The sequence below is a fragment of the Streptomyces sp. NBC_00620 genome (assembly GCF_026341825.1).
GTDB lineage: Bacteria > Actinomycetota > Actinomycetes > Streptomycetales > Streptomycetaceae > Streptomyces.
In genome coordinates this window covers 2,224,302-2,251,002 of the sequence record NZ_JAPENY010000001.1, presented here as the reverse complement: position 1 = coordinate 2,251,002, position 26,701 = coordinate 2,224,302, and the positions used below count along the sequence as shown (strand labels likewise).

Here is a 26,701-nt window from a genome sequence, read left to right as displayed (position 1 = left end):
GGCCTCACTTGGCGTTGAAGTCCTTCGATGTGTACTGTTTAGATCCTAACTTTAGCTTCGAAGTCTTCAGGTCTGCATCCTTACGCATCCTGACGACCTCACGACCAAGGCAGGTGAAAGTGACCAGGGCGATGGGCGCAGCGATGCGCCGGATCCATGTGGGCAACGCACTCAGTGCGTTCGGGCTCGGCTTTACCGTCCCCTTCCTCTACGTCTATGTGGCGCAGGTGCGGGGACTCGGCTCCATGACGGCGGGCATCGTGCTCGCCGTCTTCGCCGTGGCCGCGCTCGCCGTGCTGCCGTTCGCCGGGCGGGCCATCGTCCGGCGCGGTCCGCTGCCGGTGCTGCTCACCGCCCTGCTCACCGCCTCCCTGGGAGCGCTGAGCCTCGGGCTCGCGAACAGTGCCACGACCGTGCTGCTTTCGGCGGCCGCGCTCGGCGCCGGTCAGGCCGTGATGCAGCCGGCGCTCGCGACGATGATCGTGGACTGCTCGTCGGCGGACACCCGGTCGCGTGCCTTCGCGACGCAGTTCTTCCTGCAGAACCTGGGACTCGGCGTCGGTGGTCTGATCGGCGGCCACATCGTCGACACCTCACGCGCGAGCTCGTTCACTCTGCTGTTCTCGATCGAGGCGGCGATGTTCCTGCTGCTGGTCGTGATCATGTCGACCGTACGGCTGCCGCACGCGCCGAAGGTCGAGGGTGCGCCGCAGGCCAAGGGCGGCAGCTGGAAGCAGTTGCTCGGCAACCGGGCCATGGTGCAGCTGTCCGTGCTGGGCTTCGTGCTGTTCTTCGCCTGCTACGGACAGTTCGAGTCGGGGCTCTCGGCGTACGGCGTCGAGGCGGCCGGGATCTCCACCTCGGCGCTCGGTACGGCGATGGCGGCGAACACCGCGATGATCGTGGTCGCGCAGTTCGCGGTGCTCAAGTTCGTCGAGCGCCGGAAGCGGTCGCGGGTGATCGCCGCGGTGGGGCTCATCTGGGCGGTCGCATGGCTCACGGCCGGTTACGCGGGCCTCGGGCACGGCAGCCAGACCATGGCCACCGCCGCGTTCATCTCGACGTACGCCCTCTTCGGTCTTGGCGAGTCCATGCTGTCGCCGACCGTCGCGCCGCTGGTCGCCGACCTTGCGCCTTCGGGCATGGCGGGGCAGTACAACTCGGCCTTCGCCCTGGTGAAGCAGCTCGCGCTGGCGGTCGGTCCGGCGGTGGGCGGGCCGATGGGAGCCTCGCTGCACGGGCCGTACATCGTGACGTTCCTGCTGTTCTCGCTGGGCATCACCTACCTCGCGATACGGCTGGGCCGGCAGCTCACACCCGTACAGAATCAGCCGTCGCTCGCGAAGAGCCGGGTGGTCGCGCGGGGTGGAGCTCCGACGGAGCCCGTGCGGGCCGGGGCCTGACGGACGTACGACGGCCGCCACCACTTCTCGAAGTGGTGGCGGCCGTTTTCGCTTGCCCTCAGCGGATTCCGGTCACCAGGTTGGCCGCGAAAGGGAGGGTCGCGGTGCCGTCCGGGGCGGTGCGGTCCTTGAGGTGGGTGTGGACCGCGCGGCCTGCCTGTACGAGGGCTTCGTGGCCGCCGTGGTCGACGATGGCCTGGCCCCAGGGCACGGACGAGAGCTGGGCCGCGGCGTAGTCGGCAAGGGGCGGGAGGGCGATGCCGAAGGTGACCTCGTGGACGGTGACGTCGTGGAAGCCGGCCTCTTGGAGGGTGGTGGTGAGGCGCTCGGAGGTGCCGGAGAAGGCGGCTTCGTAGCTCGCGGCGACCTCTGGAACCCTCTCTGGAGCCACGTACTTCTTGACCGCTTCGTACTGGGCCACGAAGTACGGGATGAGGTTCCTGTCCGCCCAGGCGGTGGCCACGAAGCGGCCCTTGGGGCGGGTGACCCGGGCCGCCTCCGCGAGGGCCGCGGGCAGGTCGGGGAAGAACTGGACTCCCTGCTGGCAGACGACCGCGTCGAAGGTGGCGTCCTGGTAGGGGAGGTCGTCCGCGGAGGCCGCCGTGAACTCGATGTCCGGGTACATACGGGGTGCGTGTGTCTTGGCGACCCTGAGCATGCCCTCGTTGATGTCCGCGCCCGAGACGCGGCCGGTGGGGCCCACCCGGGCCGCTGCCGCGCGGGCCACGAAGCCGGTGCCGCAGGCGACGTCGAGGACCGTGGCGCCGGGCGAGAGGTCCGCGGCGTCCAGGATCGCCGCCACGAAGGGCGCCATGATCGGCGCGGCGTACTGCTCGTAACGCTCAGGCGCGCTGCCGCTGAGCTGAAAACCCGTTTCGTCTGCCATGGGTGAGCTACTAGCAGCGGATGGGGTGGGGGGCTAGGTGGCGCGCAGGGGTGGGTGCCGGGGGTGGGTTTTTCGCCCCCTCCGCCCCTACCCGTCCCTTGCTTCTGGGGGCTCCGCCCCCAGACCCCCGTATCGCGCTGACGCGGTCGTCCTCAAACGCCGGACGGGCTGACACCGGGCGTAGCCCGGAAGCAAGGGACGGGAAGGGGCGGAGGGGGCGAAAAAACACCCCTCGCTCACCCCTCGCCCCGCGGCAACGCGAACTCGCACCACACCGCCTTCCCCCCGCCAGGGGTACGCCGCGACCCCCAGCCGGAGGCGATCGTGGCGACGATGGCGATGCCGCGGCCGGCCTCGTCGGCGGGCTCGGCGTGGCGGCGGCGCGGGAGGTGGTCGTCGCCGTCGGTGACCTCGATGATCAGGCGGCGGTCGGTGCGGCGGAGGCGCAGACGCATGGGCGGGGTGCCGTGCTGGAGGGAGTTGGCGACGAGCTCGCTGGCGGCGAGGACGCCGAGGTCGTGCAGGTCGGAGGGAAAGCGCCAACTGGTCAGGACGCCGGAGGCGAAGGCACGCGCGCGTGGAGCCGCTTCCACCCCGCCGAGCAGCTCCAGGGCGGCGTTGCGGAAGAGGTCGGCGTCCGGGCCCGTACGAGCGGGGTGCTGAAGGACCAGGACGGCCACGTCGTCGTCGTGGTCGGCGGTGACGCCCGCCGAGCGGACCAGGCGGTCGCAGACGACCTGGGGGGTGCCGGTGGCGCCGGCGAGGGCACGCTCCAGGGAGGCGATGCCCTCGTCGAGGTCCTCGTCGCGGCGCTCGACGAGGCCGTCGGTGTAGAGGACGGCCGTCGAGCCGGGGCCGAGCGGGATCGAGCCGGAGGCGTGCAGCCAGCCGCCGGTGCCGAGCGGCGGCCCGGTGGGTTCGTCGGCGCGCAGGACGGTGCCGCTCTCGTCGCGGACGAGGATCGGGAGGTGGCCCGCGGAGGCGTAGATCAGCCTCCCCTCGTTGGGGTCGTGGACGGCGTACACGCAGGTGGCGATCTGGTTGGCGTCGATCTCGGTGGCGAGGCCGTCGAGGAGTTGCAGGACCTCGTGCGGGGGCAGGTCGAGGCGGGCGTACGCGCGTACGGCGGTGCGCAGCTGGCCCATGACCGCCGCCGCGCGGACACCGCGGCCCATGACGTCGCCGATGACAAGTGCGGTGCGGCCGCCGCCGAGGGTGATCACGTCGTACCAGTCGCCGCCGACCGCGGCCTCCGTGCCGCCGGGCTGGTAGGTGGCCGCGATGCGCAGGTCGTCGGGCTCCTCCAGCTCCTGGGGGAGCAGGGAGCGCTGGAGAGTGACGGCGGTCTCGCGCTGGCTGCGCTCGCTGGCGCGGAGCCGCTCTGCGGCCTCGGCGTGGTCGGTGACGTCGGTCGCGAAGATGAGTACGCCGCCGCCCTGGCCTTCCGGGGAGGTGTCGACGGGGGTGCAGGTGAAGGTGTACGAGCGGCCGTTGGAGGTCTTGCGGGACTTGACCGTGCGGGACTTGGCGCTGCGCAGGACCTGGTCGAGGAGCGGGAGCAGGCCGAGTTCGTCCAGTTCGGGGAGGGCTTCGCGCGCGGGCTCGCCTGCCGGCCGGGCGCCGAAGGCCGCCGTGTAGGAGTCGTTGACGTACGCGACGCGGTGTTCGGGGCCGTGGACGAGGGCGACGAGGGCTGGGACGCGGTCGAGGACGTCGCGTACCGGCAGTTCGTCGACGGCGGGCACGGGCGGCGCGTCGTCGGTCAGCTGCTCGGCGCGGGCCGCCGGCACGGGAGCGCCTTCCCCTCGCCGGTCCGGGGAGACCGTGTGCTCGGTCCGCGCCGCGGTGCGGCGCTGCGTTCCGGGGAGCCGGGCGCTCCAACGCGTGAAGTTCACTGTGGGGAAGGCCTCGTGGGTTAGAAGGGCGAGCGGTGGGCCCGCCCAAGGTCGTGGACCAGTCTGGCCGACCGGACCGACATCCGTCAGACGCCGTCCTGACCGGTGGAGTTCCAGGGTCCGGTCAGGACGACCCCTTCGGGCCGAGCTTCGGGTCGAGAGGAGGCTTTCCACCGGCCGCGAGTTCGAACTCCGCGCGGGGATGTTCGAGTGAACCGAGAGAGACGATCTCCCTCTTGAAGAGTCCCGACAGGGTCCATTCGGCGAGCACACGGGCCTTGCGGTTGAAGGTAGGCACCCTGCTCAGGTGGTAGACGCGGTGCATGAACCAGGCAGGATAGCCCTTCAGCTTGCGCCCGTAGACGTGTGCGACGCCTTTGTGCAGCCCCAGGGACGCGACCGAACCGACGTACTTGTGGGAGTACGTTTCGAGCGGCTCGCCGCGCAGGGAGTGCGCGATGTTGTCGCCGAGGACCTTGGCCTGGCGTACCGCGTGCTGGGCGTTGGGCGCCGTGTCGGTGCCGGGTTCCATGGTGACGTCGGGGACGGCGGCGGCGTCTCCCGCGGCCCACGCGTGCGTGGCGCCGTCGACGGTCAGCTGGGGGGTGCACTTGAGCCGGCCGCGCTCGTTCAGGGGGAGGTCGCTGGCGGCGAGGATCGGGTGCGGTTTCACTCCGGCGGTCCACACGACCGTACGGGTGGGGAAGCGGGCGCCGTCACTGAGGACGGCGATCCGGTCCGCGCAGGAGTCGAGGCGGGTCTCCAGGCGTACGTCGATGTTGCGGCGGCGCAGCTGGGTGACCGTGTACTTGCCCATCTCCTCGCCGACCTCGGGGAGGATGCGGTTGGAGGCCTCGACGAGGATCCACTTCATGTCCTCGGGCCGGATGTTGTGGTAGTAGCGCGCGGTGTAGCGGGCCATGTCCTCGAGCTCGCCCAGCGCCTCCACGCCCGCGTAACCGCCTCCTACGAAGACGAAGGTCAGGGCCGCGTCGCGGATCGCGGGGTCGCGGGTGGAGGAGGCGATGTCCATCTGCTCGATGACGTGGTTGCGCAGGCCGATGGCCTCCTCGACGGTCTTGAAGCCGATGGCGTACTCGGCGAGACCGGGGATCGGCAGGGTGCGCGAGATCGAGCCGGGGGCGAGGACGAGTTCGTCGTACGAGAGCTGTTCCTCGCCCGCGCCCTCTTCCTCGGTGGCGAGGGTCGTGAGAGTGACGGTGCGCTTGGCGTGGTCGATCGACCGGGCCTCGCCGATGACGATCCTGCACTGGTCCAGCACCCGGCGCAGCGGGACGACCACGTGGCGCGGCGAGATGGAGCCCGCGGCGGCCTCGGGAAGAAACGGTTGATAAGTCATGTACGGGTCCGGGGAGAGGACCGTGATCTCGACTTCGCCCCGCTTAAGTTCGGCCTTCAACTTCCGTTGGAGGCGCAGAGCGGTGTACATCCCGACGTAGCCGCCGCCGACCATGAGAATGCGCGTACGTTCCTTCACCATCCCATGACGCACCTACCTCTGGAGTTTGTCCACAGCCCCGACAATTTGTGTGACCGGCCGCCGTCAACACGCGGGGGTGAGCGAATTTCCGGAGTACGGGAAAGACGCGCAGGTCAGTGGGGGTGCATAGGGTGTCGGATGGGGGTGCAAACGGGACGTAAACGATCCATACTCCGATCGGGCGGCGCTCCGTGCGGAACCTGCCCCTTCTGAATTGACCCCCTCTCAACTATGTTCGTGTGTCGACGGGGTGTAGGGGGATGCGCTAGTCGAGTCCGTACGACGGACTCGTGCACACATGCTTGTTCCCGCACGCTCCGGCTGCCGATGGCGGGGAGAGTCTCCGGGGGGAGACGTCATTACCGGGGGAACACATATGCACATTCAGGAATCTCATTGGTCATCCGCGTCCGCCACCGCGTCCGGTGGCATGGTCGGCGCGGCAGCGGGCGGCGACGGCCGCGGTCCGGGCAACGGATCGCGTACGACGCCGCTGCGCGTGGACGCACAGCGCAATCTTGAGCACGTACTGCGCGCGGCTCGCGAGGTCTTCGGCGAGCTGGGGTACGGCGCACCGATGGAGGACGTGGCACGGCGCGCCCGGGTCGGTGTCGGCACGGTGTACCGGCGCTTCCCGAGCAAGGACGTCCTGGTCCGCCGGATAGCCGAGGAGGAGACCTCCCGGCTGACGGACCAGGCGCGCTCGGCGCTCGGGCAGGAGGACGAACCGTGGTCGGCGCTCTCGCGCTTCCTGCGTACGTCGGTGGCCTCGGGCGCGGGACGGCTGCTGCCGCCGCAGATACTGCGGGTCGGCGTCGCGGAGGACGGTACCGAGGCGGACGAGGCCCGGGTGCCGCAGCAGCGGTCCCAACTCGCTCCCGAACTGCGGCTCGTCGAGCAGCGGTCGGCGCCCGCGGACGAGGTGCTGGTCGCGGCGGCGGACGACGCCGGTGCGGCGCAGCTGCTCGACGTGGTGGGACGGCTCGTCGAGCGGGCGCGTGCGGCGGGCGAGCTGCGGGCGGACGTGACCGTGGCTGACGTACTGCTGGTGATCGCGACGGCGGCGCCCTCGCTGCCGGACCCCGCCCAGCAGGCCGCGGCCTCGGCCCGGCTTCTCGACATCCTGCTGGAGGGGCTGCGCTCGCGCCCGGCGTGAGCGGATCCTCGAACACCGGACACAGAACACCGGACACCGGGCTTTCCTGGGCGCGGGTGCCGCGCCACTCGCGTACCAGGTGCCACGGGCGACACTCCGGATATATCAGGCACGGCGCCAACTCCCCACCGGGAGCCGTTCGTTGACTATTCCCCAAAAGAGTGACCGCTAGTGCTGTCGTATGGGAAGTCCCCACGGACGAGTGGTTGGTCCGTACTGGGGCGTCACGCCCCTGAAGCCTGTGGCAGTCTTGCCCGGTATTCGGGTCCGAGTGTGCAGGCGGGGGCTTTCCGCAATGAGCGTTGACGGTCGGGACGAGTCACTCGGTGACGGTGACGCGGACGGCGACACGGAAACCGGCGGGCTGCCGTCCAAGCAGGTACCCAGCCAGGGCGGGCCGCAGGGCGGCACCCCGGGTGCCGCGCCCTCCGGTGCCTTGCCCGGTGCTTTGCCCTCCGGTGCCGCGCCCTCAGCACCTGATCCCAGCGTCCCGCCGCAGCGCGACCGGTTCGACCGGCGGGAGGGCGGCGGTGCCCTGCCACCCCCGCTCGACCTGCCGCCGTCCGACGCCGATCTGATCGAGCGGATGCGCGCGGGCGACGACACGGCGTACGAGGGGCTGTACCGGCGCCATGCCGAGGCCGTGCGCCGTTACGCCCGCACCTGCTGCCGGGACGCACACACCGCGGACGACCTCACGGCCGAGGTGTTCGCCCGCATGCTGCAGGCGGTACGCGGCGGCAGCGGCCCCGAGCACGCCGTACGCGCGTATCTGCTCACCACCGTCCGCCGGGTCGCCGCGAACTGGACGAAGACGGCGAAGCGGGAGCAACTGGTCGACGACTTCGCGGTGTTCGCCGCGCAGGCCGCCCGCGGCTCCGAGGTGTCCGACGACGACACGCTCGACCTCGGCGCGGATGTGCGCGCGATGCACGAGGCCGAACAGTCCATGGCCATGCAGGCGTTCCGGTCGCTGCCGGAGCGCTGGCAGGCCGTGCTGTGGCACACGGAGGTCGAGGACGAGTCGCCGAGCGAGGTCGCCACGCTCTTCGGGCTCGACGCCAACGGCACGCGGGTGCTGGCCAGTCGCGCCCGCGAGGGCCTCAAGCAGGCCTACCTCCAGGCGCATGTGAGCGCCACGCTCACCATGGACGGGGAGTGCGCGCGCTACGCCGACCGGCTCGGCGCCTACGCCCGCGGCGGGCTGCGTACGCGCGCCGAACGCGGGCTGCGCAAGCACTTGGAGGAGTGCGCCAAGTGCCGCCTCGCGGCGGGCCAGATCAAGGAAGTCGCGAGCGGAATCCCGGCGCTCGTGCCGATCGCGGTCATCGGCTGGTTCGGTGCCGCCGGGTACGCGAAGGTCGCCGCGCTCATCGCCGGTGGCGCCGGCGCGGGTGCGGCCGGAGCGGCGGGTGCCGCCTCCGCGGCGGCCGGCGGCTCCGGCGGAGCGAGTGCGGGTGGCGGCGCGGCGGCCTCGGAGGGGCTCGGCGCGCCGGTCAAGGCCGGTATCGCGGCGGGTGTCGTCGCGGTGGCCGCGACGGCGATCGCCCTCGCCCTGGCAGGCAACGAAGCCCCGCCCAAGAAGCCCGAGGCCAAGCCGGCCACCTCACCCGCCGTCGAGGTACCGCTGCCGTCGCCCAATCCGCCGAAGAAGGACCCTGCGCCGAAGCCGCCGGCGATGGCACCCGCGCCGGCTCCGACGCCGACCCCCACACCGACGCCCAAGCCCACCCCGAAGCCCACACCCACGCCGACACCCACCCCGGCGAAGCCGAAGCCCACACCGAAGCCGACCCCTACTCCGACCCCCACCCCCACCCCCAAACCGACGCCGCCTCCGCCCGCACCTGCCGTCTACCAGTGGAGCGAGCTGGACTACGGCGTCAACGGAGACGGCACCAAGCCCGAGATGCGGCTCGGCGAGAGCAGCTGGGTGTGGCAGCGCTACGGGGTGTCGATCGCGGACAAGCAGTACACGCACGGGGTGACCGTCCACGGCCGGTCCTCCGTCACCATCGACCTCAACCGCAGCTGCTCGGCGTACGACGCGGTCGTGGGCATCGACGACATGACGCTGGGCCTGGGCCAGGTGCGCTTCTCCGTGTACACAGACGGTTCACGCATGTGGCAGTCGCCGCTGATCAAGGGCGGCGACCCGGCGGTCCCCGTCCATGTCAACCTCACCGGCCGCAAGACCATCCGCCTCGTCGTCGAGCCCCACTCCGTCTTCGACACGACGGCGCTGGCGGACTGGGCGGAGTCGAAGTTCCTGTGCGAGTGAGCTCCTGCACGCCGCGTGGCTGGGTTCGTGCGCGAGTCAACTCCTGTGCGCCGGACAGCTGTGCTCGCGCGCGAGTGACCACCTCAGCGCCGCGCTGCTACGAGGCGGCGGCGGGATGCTCCTTCAGCGCCTCGGCCAGGTCCCGCAGGGCGTCGTCCCTGGTGAAGTCCGTACCCGTGGCTCGCTCGGACTCGTAGCCGACGGGGCCGAGGGCCGCGATCGCGGCGGCCTCCGTGCGCTCGGCCACCGCACACTCCAGGGCGGGCCGGGGATGGCCGCCACGCCATCGCGTACCGACGCCGAGCAGGCGGACCGCGCGCGGATGGTCGCCCAGCTCGGAGAGCAGGCCCGCGGCGCCCTCGACGAGACCCGCCAGCACCACATCGGCGCAGCGTCCGGCCACCGCGGCCAGCAGGGCGTCGGACAGCTTCCGCAGACCGCGCTCCTGGCCGCACTGGGCGGCCAGGACGAGCGCGTCGACCCCGTCCAGCGCCGCCACGAACTGCGGGGGCGGGGTACCACGGGCACTCTCCACGCGCGCCTGCTCGCACAGTTCGCGGGCGTAGGCGAACTCCCCGTCGTCCAGGGCTATTTGGGCACGCAGCAGATGAACGAACGCGCGGGCGTCCGGCACCCCGTACCGATCGGACGCGTCGCTCGCCTCGTCCAGAGCGGTCAGCGCCCGGGACCGTTCGCCCGCGCGGTAGGCGATCTCGGCCAGCCGCGCCAGAAGGAAGGGCGCCTCGGCGTACGCGCCCACCTCATAGGCGAGCCGCAGCGCCTCCGCGTACTCCCCTTTCGCCTCCTCGAAGAGACTGCGCGCCATGGCCGCCTCACCGGCCGCGCTGCACACCTGGGCCCGCATCCAGCGGTCGCCCACCCGACGGCTGAGCACTCGCAGCTCCGCCAGGTCGTCGTCCACGCCCGGCATCCCGCCCGGGGCGTCGACGACCATGTGCGTACGGAACATCAGGGTGACGCCGATCTCCCACTCACCGCCGTACAGACGGCAGTTGGCGACCGCCGCGTCCATGGCGGGCCGCATGTCCTCCGCGCTGCTGCCCATGAAGTGGACGGTCATCGGCCAGATGATGCCCGGAATGCTCGCCGCCACCGGACCGCCCTTCGCGAAGACGGAACGCACCCGCCCGATGTACTCAGGCATCCGCTCATCCCCATGCCGGGCGAGCGGGTCGGTCTCCACCGTCATGAACAGGTGCAGCATGCGCAGCCTCATCCGCATGCCGTACAGCGGGTGCCGTTCGTCGTGGTCGGAAGTGGGGGTGGCGAGGTAGGCGGCCACCGGGTCGACGGCTGCCAGATAGGCGAGGGGGGCGTCCCGGCCGGGGTCGCGCGAGGCACCCGGGTTGTCGCACCGACCGGGGCCGGACGGTGCGGCGCCACCGGTGACCGTGCACAGCCGCAGCACCAGGTCCGTCCATTCCGCGCCCTCCCGGCGGAAGTTGCGCAGCCACCAGAACCAGCCCACGGCGAGGACGAGGGCACCGGCCTCCTCCTCATCACGGGCGACGACGGCGCGGTAGAGGGCCGCCCGGATGTTGTCGAGCTCGGCCTCCAGGCGCCGGATCCACGGCAGTTGCTCGGCGGAGCGCAGCAGCGGCTCGGCCTCCTCGACCAGCGCGCGCACCCACGCGCGATGGCGCCGCTCGGCAGCGGCAAGCAGCTCGGGCACCTCGGCGGCACGCTCGGCGGCGTATTCGTGGATCGTCTCCAGCATCCGGTACCGCATACCGCCGACGACACCCGCACGACCGTCGCTTCCCTCACCACCACCGCTGCCACCGCCATCACTGCCCTGACCACCCTGACCGCCGTCGTACGGCGTCGCGACGATCAGGGACTTGTCGACCAGTGCTCCGATGAGGTCGGCGGCGGGTCCGGTGCACACGGCCTCCGCGGCCGCGAGGTCCCAGCCGCCCGCGAAGACGGACGCCTCGCGCAGCACGGTCCGCTCCCGCTCGTCGAGCAGGTCCCAGGACCAGTCGACGACGGCGCGCAGGGTCTGCTGGCGGGGCAGCACGGTGCGGCTTCCGGAGGTGAGGAGCCGGAAGCGGTCGTCGAGGCGGTCGGCGATCTGCCGGGCCGTGAGCATCCGCAGCCGCGCGGCGGCCAGCTCGATGGCCAGGGGCAGACCGTCGAGCCGTCGGCAGATCTCGTCCACCGCCGCGGAGTCGTGGAGCGCGGCGTCGGCGTCGGGACGTACGACCGAGGCCCGCTCCAGGAAGAGGCGACGCGCCGGATCGGGCGGCAGGGGCTCGACCGGGCGCAGCAACTCGCCGGGCACGCCGAGGGGTTCACGGCTGGTGGCGAGGATCGTGAGCCCGGGGCAGCGCGTCAGGAGGGTTTCGGCGAGTTCGGCCGCGGCGCCGATGACGTGTTCGCAGTTGTCAAGGATCAGGAGCTCGCTGCGCTGGGCGCAGTACTCGACGAGCAGGGCGACCGGGTCGTACTGCTGGGGCGCCAGCTCGTTGGTGATCAGCACGGTTTCGCGCAGACCGAGGGCGCTGACCACGGCGCCGGGGACCGCTTCCGGCCGGTCCAGCGGGGCGAGTTCGACCAGCCACGCTTGCGGAAGCCCGGCGGCGGCTTCCTCGGCGAGGCGGGTCTTGCCCGAACCCCCCGGTCCGGTCAGAGTGACCAGTCGTGCCCTCTGCACATCCGAACGGATGGCGTCGATTTCGGGTTCCCGCCCCACGAAAGAGTTCAAACGCGGACGAATGTTGCCGTTACGTGCAGCGCGGGAGGAGTCCCTGGGTGCCGCGTCCTGAGCCGACGCGCCCCGCAACATCGGATCCGCACCCGCCCGAGCCCGCGCCCCATTCACCGACCAAGTCTTCCCCGCCCAAGACCCGCCCCCCGGTCCCCCCAGCTCATCCCCCTCCCCCTCGCCCTCCCTCTCTCCCTCCCCTCCCGCCTCCAACAACTCCGCATGCAGGGCACGTAGTTCCGGCCCCGGATCCGTGCCCAGTCCGTCCATCAGGGTGCGCCGTACCCCCTCGTACGCGGCCAGGGCATGCGCGCCGCGGCCGGTCTCACGCAGGGCGCGGATGAGCAGTGCTTGCAGCGCTTCGTCGTACGGGTGAGCCTCCGTCAGCTCCTTCAACTCCGGTACGACGTCGCCGGCGCGGCCGAGTCGCAGGTCGGCCTCGACTCGGGTGCGGGTCGCTTCGAGGCGCAGTGCCTCCGGGCGGGTCGCGGCGGTGCGGTCCGGGAGGTCAGCGAGGGCGGGGCCCCGCCAGAGGGCGAGTGCGTCGCGCAGGTGGTCGGTGGCGGTCGCGGCGTCTTCGCGTGCGAGGGCGGACTTGCCCTTCCCCACGAGGTGTTCGAAGACGAACAGGTCGACGTCCTCCTTGGCGGCCCTCAGTCGGTAGCCGCCGGTCTCCGAGGTGACCGTGTCCTTCCCGACCGCCCGGCGCAGGCGGCCGATCAGGGCCTGCAGCGCGGCGGGGGCGTCCTGCGGGGGCTCGTCCGCCCACACCTCGTCGATCAGCGTCTCCGGTGCAACCGTCCGGTCGGGGCGCTGGGCCAGGGCAGCGAGCAGCGCCCGTACCCGGGGGCCGCCCACAGCCACCAGGGCCCCCCGGTCGTCCTCCACCTGGGTGACCCCCAGAATCCCGTACCGCACCCACCCATTCTCCCCGCCCCCACCCCGCGGAGCACCGCCTTTCTCCGGCGAGCCCCCGAGGCACCCCGTCGCGAGCGGGCGAACAAGCTTCTTTCGCCCCCTCCGCCCCTACCCAACCCTTGCTCCTGGGGGCTCCGCCCCCAGACCCCCGCTCGCCCGAAGGGCTCGTCCTCAAACGCCGGACGGGCTGAAAGATCTCCCCCGGGGTGAAGAGTGTGCGGCCCCATGGGTGGGTGGGGGATCTGGACGGCACCACCTCACCCCCAGACGGCGGACGGGCTGGGTGGTGCCGGAGGCGGTCCCTCCGAGGTTTGGGGAGCGGGGTCTGGGGCGGAGGGGGCGAAAAGCTCCTCAGCCGCCACAAGCCGAGACGCCCCGCAGCCGCCCACCGGCGGGAGGGGGCGTGCCGGTACGTCCAAAGCCCGTCGCGTACGCCCGCGTCACCGGACGCTTCCCTGCCCGGCCAAGGTCTGATCCGGCGGCGACGGGCGGACGTACCGGCACGCCCCCGACCCACCCACCGAGCAGCAGAGGAACCCCCGCTAACCGCGGCGAGCAGCCCCCGCCCCCAACGCCCGCCCCTGCGGCACAATCCCCGCAGGCACCGCCCGCTGCCGAGCCGGCGTCCCCGTCCAACAGGTCCCCCGCCGAGCCAGCAACCGCCGCAGCCACAGCTCCAGGGAGACCAGGTCCGCCAGCCCGTCCAGGGGCAGCGGCTCCCCCTCCGCAGCCGCCCGCAGCGCCTTGCGGACGACGCGCGCCTCCACCAGCCCCGCCTGCGCCAGCAGAGGCGTGTCGAACAGCGCGATCAGGGAATCCGCGGCCACCCGCAGCCCCGTACGCGCGGCAGCCGCCGAGGACGCGTGCGAGGGCGCGCCCCACCCGGGCGGCAGATCCCCCACGCCGGCCCCCTCCAGCACCGTACGGAGGATCGCCGCCCGGGCACCGGGCTGAACCCGCAGCGCCTCCGGAAGGGCACGGCACGCGCGTACGACCTGGTTGTCCAGGAACGGCGCGTGCAGCCGCTGGAAGCGGATCTCGGCGGCCTGTTCAAGGACGCGCAGATCGGACGCATGGCGCGCGAGAGCCGCACGCGCGCGGAAGTCGCCCGGCCGCTGGCCGGGACCGACCCCGGGCCGACCCGACGCAGCCCCCAGGCGAACCGATACTTCAGCAAGCGCCTCACCGGTCAGCCAGCGCGCCGCAGGCCCGGGCCTGGCCCAGGTGAGCGCGGCAAGCGAGGCTCCGACCGCCCCGCCCGGCTCCTCGAACCGTCGCTGCATCAGCCGGTCGGCGAGGACGTCGACCCCGGTCCGGTACGGCGTACGGGCGAGCTTGCGCGCCGCGCCGTACACGCGCGCGGGGACCATGACGGACCCGTCCGCCTTGGCCAGCGCGGCGACGGGCTTCACCAGGTGACGGCGTTTGCGGTCCATCAACAGGTCGGCGAGCCGGGCGGGATGGGCGTCCAGGACCTGCCGGGCGCCGTACCCCGTGAAGTGGTCGGCGCTCCCGGAGGAGAGCCGCGCCCGATGCCGGGCCGCGGTCACCAGCGAAGGCCCCGGCTCGTCGGTGAGCGGCCCGTCCAAGTCGGCGTAGGGAAGCGTCTCTTCACCCCCGGTGACGACTACGTGGTGCAGCCGAGGATTCGCGGCCAAGGAGCCCGCCCGCTCCAGCTCGGACTCCCGCCCGCTGACGGCGAGGTCGTTGAAAGTGACCGCGAGGAGACGCTCACCGGCCCCGGTGCCATGCCCGAGTACCGTCCCGGGCGCCCCCGGCAACCCCGCCGCGAGCAGCGCCAGCGTCCCCGAGGCAGGCCCTCCGGAGAGGTCGGCGCCGATCCCCGGAACGGGCATCCCGCGCGCGGCCCGCCGCTCGGCGGGCCCCATCCCGGGTACGGGCCCGGGGTCCACATCGGTGCCCGGCACATGCCGGGGCGCGGCGAGACGGGCACGTACGGCCTCTACGAGGGCGTCGCGCACGGCGTCCACCGCGCTGGCGGGATCGGCCGAGGGGGTGGCGACGGCGAGGGAGGCGGTCTGCTCGTAGCTTGCGATCTCGCGCGCCCCGGTGCGCAGGATCAGCGCGTGCCCCGGCGGAATGCGCCGTACGCCCTCGTACGGGGTCGAGTCGTGCACCGCGGCCGGTACGTCGGGGGCGGCGAGCAGCGCCGCCAGGTGCCCGAAGTCGAGGTTGGCCTCGATGAGGTCGGCCAGCGGCAGGGCGGCGGTCGCATACGCCGTACCGCCCGCCCAGGGGGTGTAGAAAACGGGCCGTGCCCCCGCGAGGTCGCCCGCGACCATGAGGCGACGGCCGACCTGGACGACGGCGGTGTAACTGCCGGACCAGGCGGTGAGATGGCGAAGTGCCCCTCCGCGCGCGGCGAACAGTCCCACTCGCAACTCTTCGTCGGAGGCTCCGCAGATGCCGAGTACGGCCATCCGGTTCTGCTCGTCGGCCTTCACGACGCGCACCTCGTCGGGGCGCCAGTCACCGACGGCCCAGAGCGGATCCGGGTCGCCCCACAGGAGTTGGGAACCCACCGGGTGAACGGTCTCCCCGTCGCTGCCCGTTGCGCCCGCCGAGCCGATCTCAGGCGCTCTGGCGGCGGTACTGCTCCACCCCACCAACCACCGCATCGCCGCCTCCACAGGCTGTGGACAACCAGTGCACCGTACGAACTGGGCACCATGCTGCCACGAAGGAGGCACACCGGAGGGCACCTGGGGCGGCTTGCGCTCCCTGAAGTGCGCCCCACCGGGGCTTTACCAGCGCGTCACCGGCGATGGAACGGCGACGCACCGACGACGGACCAAGAACCAACCACCGACGAATCTGCGACGTGAATGCGCCCCCGATACGCTCCCCAAAAACACCCCGCGCGCCCTCAAGTGACGTGGTAGGAGCGCTAATTGCCCGCAAAGACCACCGTCGATTTTCGGCCAAATCGACTTTTGGCGGGCAGGCGCGCACACGCTCCGTACAGGCCTTCCGCACCACTCGGCCAACGCACAGTCCGGGAGGCGGAGTTCGCCTCCCGGACCGGTCCGCCGCCCGCGGGGATGTAGGCGGCGGTGTCCCCCAGCCCACTGGATCCAGTACAGCGGGCCGACCCACGCACCATCCATGGAAGCGCTCCCCCGGTGGCCGGAGAAGAGCGCACGGACGGGCGCACGGCCACACAACGGGAGCACACCGCAACCGTCCGTACTGTCGTACGGACCACAATCCCGCCATCCGGAACTATGCCTCTTAACGCTTGGGATGCAGCGAACTACGCTGGGTTTACGAATGCCGCGTGGTTATGCCAGCGCGGCAGCCGTCTGTGTCGAGGGGTGGCGCATGTCCAGGGAGCAACGCGGGCCGAACGAAAAACTCGGCACCGTTCTCGCCCTCGCGGGAATCAGCAACGCAGGACTCGCGCGTCGCGTCAACGATCTTGGCGCTCAACGCGGGTTGACTCTTCGCTACGACAAGACGTCGGTGGCGCGCTGGGTGTCGAAGGGAATGGTGCCCCAAGGTGCCGCGCCGCACCTCATCGCGGCCGCGATCGGCCAGAAGCTCGGCCGCCCGGTGCCGCTCCACGAGATCGGCCTGGCGGACGCGGATCCCGCGCCGGAGGTGGGCCTCGCATTCCCCCGTGACGTCGGGCAGGCGGTGCGGTCGGCGACAGAGCTGTACCGCCTCGACCTCGCCGGGCGCCGGGCCGGCGGCGGTGGCATCTGGCAGTCGCTGGCCGGATCATTCGCAGTGAGCGCTTACGCAACTCCCGCTTCGCGATGGCTGATAACCCCGGCCGACAGCTCGGTGGCGCGCGAGGTGAGCCCCGGTGAGGGCTCCGGAGCACCGCAGAAAGTCGGCCACAGCGATGTGCTGAAGCTGCGCGAGGCGGCCGAGGACGCCAGGCGCTGGGACTCCAAGTACGGGGGCGGTGACTGGCGTTCGTCCATGGTGCCCGAGTGCCTGCGGGTGGAGGCGGCGCCGCTGCTGCTCGGCTCGTACTCCGACGAGGTCGGAAGAGCCCTCTTCGGGGCGTCGGCCGAACTCACCCGCCTCGCCGGGTGGATGGCCTTCGACACCGGCCAGCAGGAGGCGGCCCAGCGCTACTACATCCAGGCCCTGCGCCTGGCCCGGGCGGCCGCCGACGTGCCCCTGGGCGGCTATGTACTGGCTTCCATGTCCCTCCAGGCCACCTACCGGGGCTTCGGCGACGAGGGCGTCGACCTCGCCCAGGCCGCCCTGGAACGCAACCGCGGCCTCGCCACCGCCCGCAACATGAGCTTCTTCCGCCTCGTCGAGGCACGCGCCCACGCGCGCGCCGGTGACGCCCACGCGGCCGGCGCCTCCCTGCGGGCCGCCGAGGGCTGGCTCGAGCGGGCCCGCGACGGCGACAACGACCCGTCCTGGCTCGGCTTCTACTCGTACGACCGTTTCGCCGCCGACGCGGCCGAGTGCTACCGCGACCTGAAGGCGCCGCGCCAGGTGCGCCGCTTCACCGAGCAGGCGCTGTCGCAGCCGACCGAGGAGTTCGTACGGTCACACGGTCTGCGTCTGGTGGTCTCGGCGGTCGCCGAGCTGGAGTCGGGCAACCTGGACGCGGCCTGCGCACAGGGCGTCCGGGCCGTGGAGGTGGCCGGGCGGATTTCCTCCGCGCGCACCACGGAGTACGTGAAGGATCTTCTGCACCGGCTGGAGCCGTACGGGGACGAGCCTCGCGTGGTCGAGCTGCGGGAGCGGGCGCGGCCGCTGCTCATGGCTCCCGCCTAGGTGCCGGGTGCGTTCGCGTCTGCCTGACTGGTGCCGCCTTCGGGGTGCGGGTGATCTGTGGCTGGTCGCGCAGTTCCCCGCGCCCCTGCGGGTTTGAGGGCGTTGTCAGTGGCGCAGTGCACTCTTGAAGCCGGGAGGTGGTGCGGGTGGGGATCGGGTACGACTGCGATGTGCTGGTGATCGGTGGCGGGATCGTCGGGCTGTCGACGGCGTATGCGATCACACGTGCCGCGCCGGGCACCCGGGTGACGGTGCTGGAGAAGGAGCGGGCGCCGGCCCGCCACCAGACGGGGCGCAACAGCGGGGTGATCCACAGCGGGATCTACTACCGCCCGGACTCCCTGAAAGCCCGGTACGCGGTGCGGGGCGCCGCCGAGATGGTCAAGTTCTGCACGGAGTACGACATCGCGCACGCCGTCACCGGCAAGCTGATAGTCGCCACCGAGAAGGCCGAGCTGCCCCGGCTGCACGGACTCGTCCAGCGCGGCCGGGAGAACGGCATTCCGGTACGGGAGCTGGGGCCCGCCCAGATAGCGGAGTACGAGCCCGAGGTGCGCGGGCTCGCTGCCATCCATGTAGGCACGACCGGGATCTGCGACTTCGTCGCGGTGACCCGGCAGCTCGCGGAGTCCTCCGGGGCGGAGATCCGGTACGGGGCCGATGTCGTCCGTATCGACCGGCGGCCCGGGCTCGGGGTCGCCGTCCTCACGGCCGACGGGGCGGTCGTTCGCGGGCGCGTGCTGGTCAACTGCGCGGGGCTGCACTGCGACGAGATCGCCCGGCTCGCGGGGGACGATCCCGGGATGCGGATCGTGCCCTTCCGCGGCGAGTACTACACGCTCGCGCGGCCGGAGCTCGTCCGCGGGCTGGTCTACCCCGTGCCCGACCCGGCGTTCCCCTTCCTCGGGGTGCATCTCACCCGGGGGATCGACGGGGGTGTGCACATCGGGCCGAACGCGGTGCCCGCGCTGGCCCGGGAGGGGTACGGGTGGGGTGTCGTACGGCCCCGGGAGCTGGGCGCGACGCTGGCGTGGCCCGGGGCCTGGCGGATGGCGGGGCGGCATTGGCGGTACGGGGTGGGGGAGCTGCGGCGGTCCGTGTCCAAGTCGGCGTTCACGGGGGCCGTGCGGCGGCTGTTGCCCGCGGTGACGGCGGGCGACCTGGTGCCCGCGCGTGCCGGGGTCCGGGCGCAGGCGGTGCTCCGTGACGGGACCCTCGTGGACGACTTCCTCATCCGGGAGGGGCCCCGGACGGTGCATGTGCTGAACGCGCCTTCGCCTGCGGCGACGGCTTCGCTGCCGATCGGGCGGGAGATCGCGCGGAGGGCGTTGGCTGCGCTGGCGGGGGCGTGAGGGTTTTCGCCCCCTCCGCCCCTACCCTTCCCGTACCTGGGGGCTGCGCCCCCAGACCCCCGCTGTCGGCCTGAACGGCCTCGTCCTCAAACGCCGGACGGGCTGACACCGGGCGTAGCCCGGAAGCATGGGACGGGTAGGGGCGGAGGGGGCGAAAAACCCACCCCACACCGGCCCCCACCCGCCTCGCCTAAAATCGACCCCACTGTGTCTGAGCCCAATAACTCTCCCGAAGCCCTCCAGCCCCCCACCACCCCCCGCCCCAAGGGCGAGCCCCGTTTCCCTGATGGTCCGAAGCCCGACCCCGCCGGGTCGCACTTCGAGCGGCGGATTCGGAGTTTTCAGCCGCGGCGGAGCCGGGTGACGACCGGACAGGCGGACGCGTTGCAGCGGCTGTGGCCCAAGTGGGGGCTGGACATCGACGGGCAGCGGAAGCTGGACCTCGCCGAGCTGTTCGGCGGCGATCGTCCCGTCGTGCTCGAGATCGGGTTCGGCATGGGCGAGGCCACCGCACAGATGGCGGCCGAGGACCCGGAGACGGGGATTCTGGCCGTCGACGTCCACACACCCGGCCAGGGCAACCTGCTCAATCTCGCGGAGCAGAACGGTCTGTCCAACATCCGGGTCGCCAACGGCGACGCGATCATCCTGCTCAGGGAGATGCTCACGCCGGACTCCCTGAGCGGCCTGCGCGTGTACTTCCCCGACCCGTGGCCGAAGAAGCGGCACCACAAACGACGGCTGATCCAGCCGGAGTTCCTCAGCCTCGCCGCGGCCCGCCTCAGGCCGGACGCCCTCGTGCACTGCGCGACCGACTGGGAACCGTACGCCGAACAGATGCTCGAAGTGCTGAGCGCGCACCCGGACTTCGAGAACACCCGGCCCGAGGGCGGTTACGCGCCACGTCCGACGTTCCGGCCGCTGACCCGTTTCGAGGGCCAGGGACTGGACAAGGGCCATGTGGTGAACGACCTTCTGTTCCGGCGCGTACAGCACCGGGAGCAGCAATCCGTCGGCGACTGAGCCCGGAAGACGGCACCAGGCACTACGCACCGTCGCGGGCAGCGCCCCTCCCTCGTTAGGGTCGATGCCGTGGCCACCTGCCCTCCGTACCCGACGCACCCCACCGGCCCGGCCGAAGGTGCACCGCGGCGGCATGCGCACTGGTGGCAGAGAAAGTGGGTGCGGTACGGCGCGCTGGTCACCCTGCTCGCGATCTCCGGGCTCGTGATCCTGGCCCTGGTCCGCCGGCAGACCGGCACCGAGGGCTTCCTGGTCGGCCTCGGCCTCGCCGTGTTCCCCGTCCCACTCCTCGTCGCCGCGTTCCGCTGGCTGGACCGCGTGGAACCGGGCCCCTGGCGGAACCTGCTCTTCGCCTTCGCCTGGGGCGCGTGCGCGGCCGCGCTCATAGCGATCGTCGCCAACAGTTTCGCGACCAGATGGATAGCGACCGCGACCGCCGACCCGACCAGCGCCGACACCCTCGGCGCGACCGTCATAGCGCCCATCGTGGAGGAGTCCGCGAAGGCGGCGGCCGTCCTGCTGGTCTTCCTCTTCCGCAGGCGGGACTTCACCGGGATCGTCGACGGGGTGGTCATCGCCGGGGTCACCGCCACCGGTTTCGCCTTCACCGAGAACATCCTCTACCTCGGCACCGCCTTCGGCACCGACCAGCTCAGCGGCGACAGCGGGCTGACATCCGTCACGGCCGCGACCTTCTTCGTGCGCGTGGTGATGTCCCCCTTCGCGCACCCGCTGTTCACGGTCCTGACCGGCATCGGCTTCGGCATCGCGGCCCTGTCCGCCGAACGCCACCATGTGCGCCGCGTCCTGCTGCCCCTGGCCGGACTCGTGCTCGCCATGGGCATGCACGCCATGTGGAACGGCTCGTCGAGCTTCGGGGAGCTCGGGTTCTTCGCGGTGTACGCCACGTTCATGGTGCCCGCGTTCGCGCTGCTGACCTGGCTGGTCATCTGGACCCGGCAGCGGGAACTGCGCACGGTGCGTGCGGAACTGCCCGCCTACGCCACCGCCGGGTGGCTGTCCGCGTCCGAGCCGTACGTGCTCGGCTCGATGCACGCGCGCCGGCTCGCCCGCCAGTACGCCGCCCGCCACCTGGGAGGCAGGCCCGCCGCCCGCTCCGTCGCCGAGTACGAGGCGTACGCGACCTCGCTCGCCTTCCTGCGGCACCGGGCGAGCGACGGCCGCGCGGGCGCCGACTTCCTCGTACGGGAACGGAAGTTGCTCCACGAGCTGTGGCTCCGCCGGGATGCCGCGCGCCCGGCCCTGGCGTACGCGGCACGGGCGACGGCGCCGGTCCCGGTGGTTCCGGTGCCCCCGCCCTGGCCGACGTACGGCTACCCGCCCACGTACGACCAGCCCCACCCGGGGCCGTACGGGACCGCGGCGCCGTACCCCGCGTACAACCCGTATCGCTCGTAGAACCCTCGATCGATCCCTCGCGGGCGACGGTTAAGCCGACGCCTCAGTCAGCCTGCCCAGCTCCGCGTCCGTGAGGACGAGGTCAGCCACCCCCACAAGGGCCGGAAGCTGCTCGACCACCCGTGCCGAGGCGATCGGTGCCGCGACCGTCGGCTGGGCGGCGAGCCAGGCCAGGGCGACCGTGGCGACCGGGACGTCGTGGGCCTGGGCGGCCTCGTCGAGGGCGGCCAGCACGCGAAGGCCCCGCTCGGTCTCCAGGTGCTTGCCCGCGCCCGCCGCACGCGGGGAGTCGACCGTCGTACCCGGCCGGTACTTGCCGGTGAGGAAGCCGGCCGCGAGGGCGAAGTACGGGACGGCAGCGAGGCCCGAGCGGGAGGCGATGTCGCGCAGCGGGCCCTCGTAGGTGTCGCGCGAGACGAGGTTGTAGTGCGGTTGGAGGGTGACGTAGCGGGCGAGGCCCTCGCGGTCGGAGAAGTCGAGGGACTCCTGGAGCCGCTCGGGTGAGATGTTGGAGGCCGCGATGTTGCGCACCTTGCCGGCCTTCACCAGCTCGTCGAGCGCGCCGATGATCTCCTCGACCGGCACCTCGGGCTTGTCGAAGTGCGTGAAGTAGAGGTCGATGTAGTCGGTGCCCAGGCGGTGCAGGGACGCGTCGGCCGCGGCCTTGATGTTGGCGCCGGACAGCCCCGGGTAGTCGGGGTGCTGGCTGACCTTGGTGGCGATCACGACGTCGGCCCGGTTGCCGCGCGCCTTGACCCACTTGCCGATGATGGTCTCGGACTCGCCGCCCTTGTTGCCGTCGATCCACGCCGAGTACGAGTCGGCCGTGTCGAGGAAGTTGCCGCCCGCGGCGGCGTACGCGTCGAGGACGGCGAAGGACCGGGTCTCGTCTGCGGTCCAGCCGAAGACGTTGCCGCCGAGGGCGAGCGGGAAGACCTCGAGGCCGGACGAGCCAAGCTTGCGAAGAGAAGTCATGCTCGATCTCAACGCCACCAGCGGATGGCTGTATTCCGCACATACCTGACCGGCAGCCCTGACGTCGGGGGGTGTGTCGTCAGAACCGCCGGGGATCAGGAAACGTACGTATCAGGGATTGATGCCCTTGCTCTGCAGCCAGGCCATCGGGTCGATCCCGGTGTCGGCGCCGCCGGGGTGGACCTCGAGGTGCAGATGCGCCCCGGTGACATTGCCCGTCGCACCCACGCGCCCGATGACGTCACCGGTGGCGACCTTCTGCCCCACGCTGACGCTGATCGAGGACTGGTGGGCGAACCACAGCTCGGTGCCGTCGTCGAGCGTGAGCACCGTCTTGTAGCCGTACGACCCGTCCCAGCCTGCCGAGGTGATCGTGCCGCTGTGGATCGCCTTGATCAGCGTGCCCGTGGGCGCGGCGAAGTCCAGACCGGTGTGGTAGCCGGAGGACCACAGCGAGCCGGCCTGACCGAAGGTCGAGGTGATGGTGTACGAGGAGGTCGGCAGCGTGTAGCTCTTGGCGAGCTCGGCGAGGCGCTCGGCCTCGGCCTTGGCCGCTGCCTCCTCCGCCGCCTTCTTCTTCGCGGCGGCTTCCTTGGCATCGGCCGCCTTCTTCACGGCGGCGGCGTCGTCGGCGGCCTTCTTCACCGCGGCGGCCTGGGCGGCCTGCTGGGCCGCGGTGTCGGCCTGGTCCTTCTGGACCTCGGCCTGCTGCATGATGCGGGCGCGCAGGACCTCGCCGGCGTCCGCGGTGCCCTGCTCGGTCTCGGCAGTGGTCAGACCGGCGCTGCTGAGCGGAGTGGTGGAGCCCTCTGCCTCGTCGTCGGAGGTGTCGTCCGAGAGGATCGTGCTCACGGACGGCAGGTCGGGCAGCGAGATCGAGACCGGCGGCTTGTTGGGCGCCGCGGTGGCCATGCCGCCCGCGCCGACCGCGGCTATGACGCCGACGCCCAGAACGGTGGAGCTGCGCGCGAGTCCGCCGCCTCCGCGCTGCTTGCCGACACGGTGCCGGCCGCGGATGGGACGGAGGGAGTCCTCGGTGGGATTCCACTCCTCCCGGGGGCCCTCGTCTTCTTTGCCGTAAACGAAGGTGTGCGTTTCGCTCGGCGGATACGAGGTTGCCTGGGCAGGCGGGTTGGACGCCACGTGGGCGTGCTCCTTTCCTTCCTTCTCGCCTACCGGGTTAGCTGACGGGTTCGGAGCAGGAAGGTCTCCTACGCGCGTCAACCGCAGTGTTCCCACTGCGAAAGACGCTCGATTCACCCCAAGTTGGTGGTTCCCCGGCTCCCTTGCGGGATTAGGCGCATGCGCACGGAGCCGTCTCTCGTGACGGCTGGGACGACCGCGCTGCGTTATCGAACGTTAATAGACGCGGGCACCGGATTCCAAGCCGTTCGGACTGATCATTAACGCTTCTGGCCAGGACTTTCGGGTCATCACCGGCGTAAAACGGGCGAGTTGACCACACCTCATCAGTCACAACACTCTTGACGGTATGTCAGTTGTTATGCGGAGGGGCGTCACTCGATCACCCCCGGTGACAACGGAGGCCAGAACCCCTCGGGGCCGGAACCTTTCGGGGCCAGAACCTCTCACGGACGCCGTACGGCGAGCAGCGCCATGTCGTCCGTCGTCCCGCCGCCCGAGTGCCGGCGGACCTCGTTGGCGAGCGCGGTGAGCAGTGCGCCGGGCGCGGGGAAGGTCCGTCCGGTGAGGAACGCCGCGGGATCGTAGAAGCGCCCGCGCTCGTCGCGGGCCTCGGACAGCCCGTCGGTGTGCAGGAGCAGCGTGGCCCCCTTCGGGAACTCCGCCTCCTGCGCACGGTCGGGCAGGCTGCCCAACTCGCCCAGCCCTAGCGGCAGTGCGGGCTCCCCGGCGTCGAGTGTGACGAGCGTGCCGTCCGCGTGCAGGAGCAGCGGCGGCGGATGGCCGCGGTTGACGATCCGTACGACCTCCTCGCCGCGCGGGATCTCCGCGAGGACGGCCGTCGTGAACCCCTCGAAGGCGTCGAGGCCGTCGCGCCGGGCGCCCTCGCGCTCCAGCGCCCGCTCGAGCCGCCCGGCGACCGCCTCCAGCGTCGCCTCCTGCTCGGCGGCCTCCCGGAACGCCCCGATGACGACGGCGACGGCCGCCACGGCGCCCATCCCCTTGCCCCGTACGTCACCCACGACCAGCCGTACGCCGTACGGGGATTCCTGCACCGCGTACAGGTCCCCGCCGATGAACGCGTCCTCCTGCGCCGCCTCGTACCGCGCCGCGACATCGAGCGCGCCGATCCGCTCGCCGGGCTCCGGCAGTACGGCGCGCTGAGCGGCCTCGGCGATCTCGCGGACGGAGGCGAGGCGGGCGTTGCCGCGCCGGACGAGGACGTTGATGAGGGCGGCCAGCACGGCGGCCGTCGCCACCGTGGCCATCTCGGTGACCGCCTCGGCCTGCGTGACGACGCCGAGCCGGGTGTGGACCACCAGCGCCGCCACCACGGCCGATACGCCGGTGAGCACGGTGCCGCGCAGCGAATAGAGGGGAGCCGCCACCAGCGGGGCGGCAGTGAAGAGGGGCCCGCCGGTGAAATCCCTCGGCGTGAGGTACTCGTACAGGGCGCCGGCGGCGATGAGCAGCACGGGGAGCACCCGGACGAATCTGCGCGTGTACGAGATCCTGCGCGGGTTCGCTCCGGCCGACCGGGCGGGCTCTCCGTCACCCAGCCCGGGATCGGGCACGGGGTCCCCGGGCAGCCGCCCACCGGACCGGTCGTATGCCGGGTCGTACGAGCCGTCGCGCGGGTCGTACGGATCCCCCGCCCGCTGCGTACCTGTTCGCTGCCCCACCCGTCCAGGTTTCCCGGAGCGGGGTCGGGGGGCGACCCCTGTGGACCTTCCGGGGGATGCGTACACGTCCCCCGGAATACACCAAGGGCCGGAACTCGTGAATCCGAGTTCCGGCCCTTGGCCTTCAGTAGCGGGGACAGGATTTGAACCTGCGACCTCTGGGTTATGAGCCCAGCGAGCTACCGAGCTGCTCCACCCCGCGTCGTTAAACCCAACTATACGCCACTCGCGGGACACCCATTACCAACGTTGCCGTCACCCCTCGGTCGGCCCTCGGTCGGCCCTCAGTCGGCAGGATTCCCGGCGTGCGTGAGCGTCTCCCAGGAGACGAACAGATCGTCCGTGCCGGACGGCCTCGTCTGCTCGGCCAACCGGTGGGCGGCCGGGACGTGGACGTCGAGCCGGTCCTCCAGATGGTTGAGCGCGACCTCCAGGTCGGGCCCCATGTTCCGGTCGACCCGCCCACCGCACAGCCACCCGGGCGCCGTCTCCCCCATCTGGTACCTGGCGTGGAAGTCGAGCGCGGCCTTCAGCCGGTCCTTGACGTCGCGGTAGAGGTCGATGCCCTGGTGCCAGGCGGTCTCGGCGATGTGTGCGGTGGCGGCGAGCGAGTACCCGACGTGCTTGAAGTTGCGGCAGGTCTCCTGCGAGACACCGTCCGTGTACCGCCGCTGCCCGAACCAGTACGTGGTCAGCTTCTGCGGGGTGTCGACGGTGCTGCCGACGGGCGTCAGCGGCACCTTCCCGTCCTTGGCCAGGTAGAAGTACGCGGGCACGCGCTGCCGGAACCGCTCGACGGCGTCGCCGAACGCCTTGTGGTCGTCGAGGAACACGGCGATACCGATCGCGGCATCGGTCATGACGAGATCCCAGTTCCCGTTGAAGTCCGGGACTTTTTTGCTGACCTCGGGAAGGTAGGCGGTCCGCAGCATGCTCTGGAACCGCGCGACGCTCGCCGCCGGCCAGGTGGCTCCCGTGTGCCGCACGATCTCCCCGGCCCGCGCCCAGGTGGACCCGGCCCACGCGGTCTGCAGCCCGGCGTTCCCCGCCGTGTGCTTCTTCACCTTCCCCGACCAGGCGTCCATGATCTGAACCGCCTTGTCGGCGTGCTCCTGCTTGCCCGTGATGCTCCACAGCAATGCCTGCGTGTACGCCGCGATGGCGTCCTCGCGCTCCTCGACGCACCCGTGCCCGGCCCGGCTGCCCGGCGGGCACTCGACGGTCGCGTACGGCTCAGCCCGGTACTTGTACGACCCGTACTTGCTGTCCCGCATGTCCAGGAACGCCTGCAGCCACGGCTGCTTACCCGCGTCCACGTGCTCGCGTACGGCGGCCAGCTGGTCCTTGCTGACGAGCACCCCGGGATGCTCGAACGCCGCGTCCTCGGGCCGCGCCCGCACGGTCCGCGTCTGCCCCGTCATCCCGCACGACGCCACCAGCCCGACCATCAACGGCGCCAACAGCACCACCACCACACGCCGCCCCACTGAACCCATCGCTGCTCCTGCCTCCGAGTCGGCTCAGTTGCAGCCTGACGCGTGGGTGACGGGGCCGCAGGATCTCTTAGGCCGC

Annotated in this window: 16 protein-coding genes, 1 tRNA gene and 1 riboswitch; of the genes, 7 read left to right on the top strand and 10 right to left on the bottom strand. The window is 71.6% G+C overall.

The window, feature by feature from the left end; genetic code table 11:
* Positions 1-131 precede the first annotated feature (131 nt).
* Positions 132-1,403 (top strand): MFS transporter, encoded by a 1,272-nt coding sequence (locus OG246_RS10410; RefSeq protein WP_266464049.1) that lies wholly within the window; start codon positions 132-134, stop codon positions 1,401-1,403.
* A 58-nt stretch (positions 1,404-1,461) separates the two neighbouring features.
* Here the strand turns inward: OG246_RS10410 and OG246_RS10405 are convergent, their stop codons facing one another.
* From OG246_RS10405 to OG246_RS10395, 3 genes are all read right to left on the bottom strand, one after another.
* Positions 1,462-2,289: a class I SAM-dependent methyltransferase gene (locus tag OG246_RS10405; protein ID WP_266459154.1), complete on the bottom strand. Its 828-nt coding sequence runs from the start codon at positions 2,287-2,289 to the stop codon at positions 1,462-1,464.
* Between the two features lie 236 nt (positions 2,290-2,525).
* Positions 2,526-4,184 carry a SpoIIE family protein phosphatase gene (locus tag OG246_RS10400; RefSeq protein WP_266459152.1) on the bottom strand — a complete coding sequence of 553 codons (1,659 nt, stop codon included), beginning with the start codon at positions 4,182-4,184 and terminating at the stop codon, positions 2,526-2,528.
* 124 nt (positions 4,185-4,308) lie between these two features.
* Positions 4,309-5,685, bottom strand: a complete 1,377-nt coding sequence (locus tag OG246_RS10395; RefSeq protein WP_266459150.1) for an NAD(P)/FAD-dependent oxidoreductase — start codon at positions 5,683-5,685, stop codon at positions 4,309-4,311.
* A 376-nt stretch (positions 5,686-6,061) separates the two neighbouring features.
* Between OG246_RS10395 and OG246_RS10390 the strand changes: the two genes are divergently transcribed.
* Positions 6,062-6,841 carry a TetR/AcrR family transcriptional regulator gene (locus OG246_RS10390; RefSeq protein WP_266459148.1) on the top strand — a complete coding sequence of 260 codons (780 nt, stop codon included), beginning with the start codon at positions 6,062-6,064 and terminating at the stop codon, positions 6,839-6,841.
* Between the two features lie 295 nt (positions 6,842-7,136).
* Positions 7,137-9,122, top strand: coding sequence for a sigma-70 family RNA polymerase sigma factor (locus OG246_RS10385; protein WP_266459145.1), 1,986 nt, complete (start codon positions 7,137-7,139; stop codon positions 9,120-9,122).
* A gap of 97 nt (positions 9,123-9,219) precedes the next feature.
* On the opposite strand, the gene OG246_RS10380 is transcribed toward OG246_RS10385, so the two are convergent.
* Positions 9,220-12,768: a BTAD domain-containing putative transcriptional regulator gene (locus tag OG246_RS10380; protein ID WP_266459143.1), complete on the bottom strand. Its 3,549-nt coding sequence runs from the start codon at positions 12,766-12,768 to the stop codon at positions 9,220-9,222.
* Between the two features lie 542 nt (positions 12,769-13,310).
* Positions 13,311-15,407: an asparagine synthase-related protein gene (locus OG246_RS10375; RefSeq protein ID WP_266459140.1), complete on the bottom strand. Its 2,097-nt coding sequence runs from the start codon at positions 15,405-15,407 to the stop codon at positions 13,311-13,313.
* A gap of 703 nt (positions 15,408-16,110) precedes the next feature.
* Between OG246_RS10375 and OG246_RS10370 the strand changes: the two genes are divergently transcribed.
* The 4 genes from OG246_RS10370 (at position 16,111) to OG246_RS10355 (ending at position 21,329) form a co-directional block, all read left to right on the top strand.
* Positions 16,111-17,535 (top strand): MFS transporter, encoded by a 1,425-nt coding sequence (locus OG246_RS10370; RefSeq protein WP_266459137.1) that lies wholly within the window; start codon positions 16,111-16,113, stop codon positions 17,533-17,535.
* A 137-nt stretch (positions 17,536-17,672) separates the two neighbouring features.
* Positions 17,673-18,887 (top strand): L-2-hydroxyglutarate oxidase, encoded by a 1,215-nt coding sequence (lhgO, locus tag OG246_RS10365; protein ID WP_266459134.1) that lies wholly within the window; start codon positions 17,673-17,675, stop codon positions 18,885-18,887.
* Positions 18,888-19,094: 207 nt separating this feature from the next.
* On the top strand, positions 19,095-19,910 hold the full coding sequence (gene trmB / locus OG246_RS10360; RefSeq protein ID WP_266459131.1) for a tRNA (guanosine(46)-N7)-methyltransferase TrmB: 816 nt from the start codon (positions 19,095-19,097) through the stop codon (positions 19,908-19,910).
* A 69-nt stretch (positions 19,911-19,979) separates the two neighbouring features.
* On the top strand, positions 19,980-21,329 hold the full coding sequence (locus tag OG246_RS10355; RefSeq protein WP_266459125.1) for a PrsW family intramembrane metalloprotease: 1,350 nt from the start codon (positions 19,980-19,982) through the stop codon (positions 21,327-21,329).
* Positions 21,330-21,359: 30 nt separating this feature from the next.
* Here OG246_RS10355 and OG246_RS10350 read toward each other — a convergent pair whose 3' ends face one another.
* From OG246_RS10350 to OG246_RS10330, 5 genes are all read right to left on the bottom strand, one after another.
* On the bottom strand, positions 21,360-22,304 hold the full coding sequence (locus OG246_RS10350; RefSeq protein WP_266459121.1) for an aldo/keto reductase: 945 nt from the start codon (positions 22,302-22,304) through the stop codon (positions 21,360-21,362).
* Between the two features lie 111 nt (positions 22,305-22,415).
* Positions 22,416-23,447 (bottom strand): M23 family metallopeptidase, encoded by a 1,032-nt coding sequence (locus tag OG246_RS10345; RefSeq protein WP_266459118.1) that lies wholly within the window; start codon positions 23,445-23,447, stop codon positions 22,416-22,418.
* Positions 23,448-23,458: 11 nt separating this feature from the next.
* Positions 23,459-23,615: riboswitch (cyclic di-AMP (ydaO/yuaA leader) on the bottom strand.
* A gap of 278 nt (positions 23,616-23,893) precedes the next feature.
* Positions 23,894-25,129 (bottom strand): PP2C family protein-serine/threonine phosphatase, encoded by a 1,236-nt coding sequence (locus OG246_RS10340; RefSeq protein ID WP_266459115.1) that lies wholly within the window; start codon positions 25,127-25,129, stop codon positions 23,894-23,896.
* Between the two features lie 128 nt (positions 25,130-25,257).
* Positions 25,258-25,331: transfer RNA gene (locus OG246_RS10335), tRNA-Met, on the bottom strand.
* A gap of 82 nt (positions 25,332-25,413) precedes the next feature.
* The gene (locus OG246_RS10330) at positions 25,414-26,625 is read right to left on the bottom strand and encodes an alginate lyase family protein (protein ID WP_266459112.1); all 1,212 of its coding nucleotides are present in this window, start codon (positions 26,623-26,625) and stop codon (positions 25,414-25,416) included.
* Between the last annotated feature and the right edge of the window lie 76 nt (positions 26,626-26,701).

Bases quoted from the DNA above. Each gene is read 5' to 3' on its own strand.
- OG246_RS10405 (WP_266459154.1), bottom strand. From the start codon at position 2,289: ATGGCAGACGAAACGGGTTTTCAGCTCAGCGGCAGCGCGCCTGAGCGT.
- OG246_RS10390 (WP_266459148.1), top strand. From the start codon at position 6,062: ATGCACATTCAGGAATCTCATTGGTCATCCGCGTCCGCCACCGCGTCC.
- OG246_RS10330 (WP_266459112.1), bottom strand. From the start codon at position 26,625: ATGGGTTCAGTGGGGCGGCGTGTGGTGGTGGTGCTGTTGGCGCCGTTG.
- OG246_RS10410 (WP_266464049.1), top strand. From the start codon at position 132: ATGGGCGCAGCGATGCGCCGGATCCATGTGGGCAACGCACTCAGTGCG.
- OG246_RS10385 (WP_266459145.1), top strand. From the start codon at position 7,137: ATGAGCGTTGACGGTCGGGACGAGTCACTCGGTGACGGTGACGCGGAC.
- OG246_RS10395 (WP_266459150.1), bottom strand. From the start codon at position 5,685: ATGGTGAAGGAACGTACGCGCATTCTCATGGTCGGCGGCGGCTACGTC.
- OG246_RS10370 (WP_266459137.1), top strand. From the start codon at position 16,111: ATGTCCAGGGAGCAACGCGGGCCGAACGAAAAACTCGGCACCGTTCTC.
- OG246_RS10350 (WP_266459121.1), bottom strand. From the start codon at position 22,304: ATGACTTCTCTTCGCAAGCTTGGCTCGTCCGGCCTCGAGGTCTTCCCG.
- OG246_RS10375 (WP_266459140.1), bottom strand. From the start codon at position 15,407: ATGCGGTGGTTGGTGGGGTGGAGCAGTACCGCCGCCAGAGCGCCTGAG.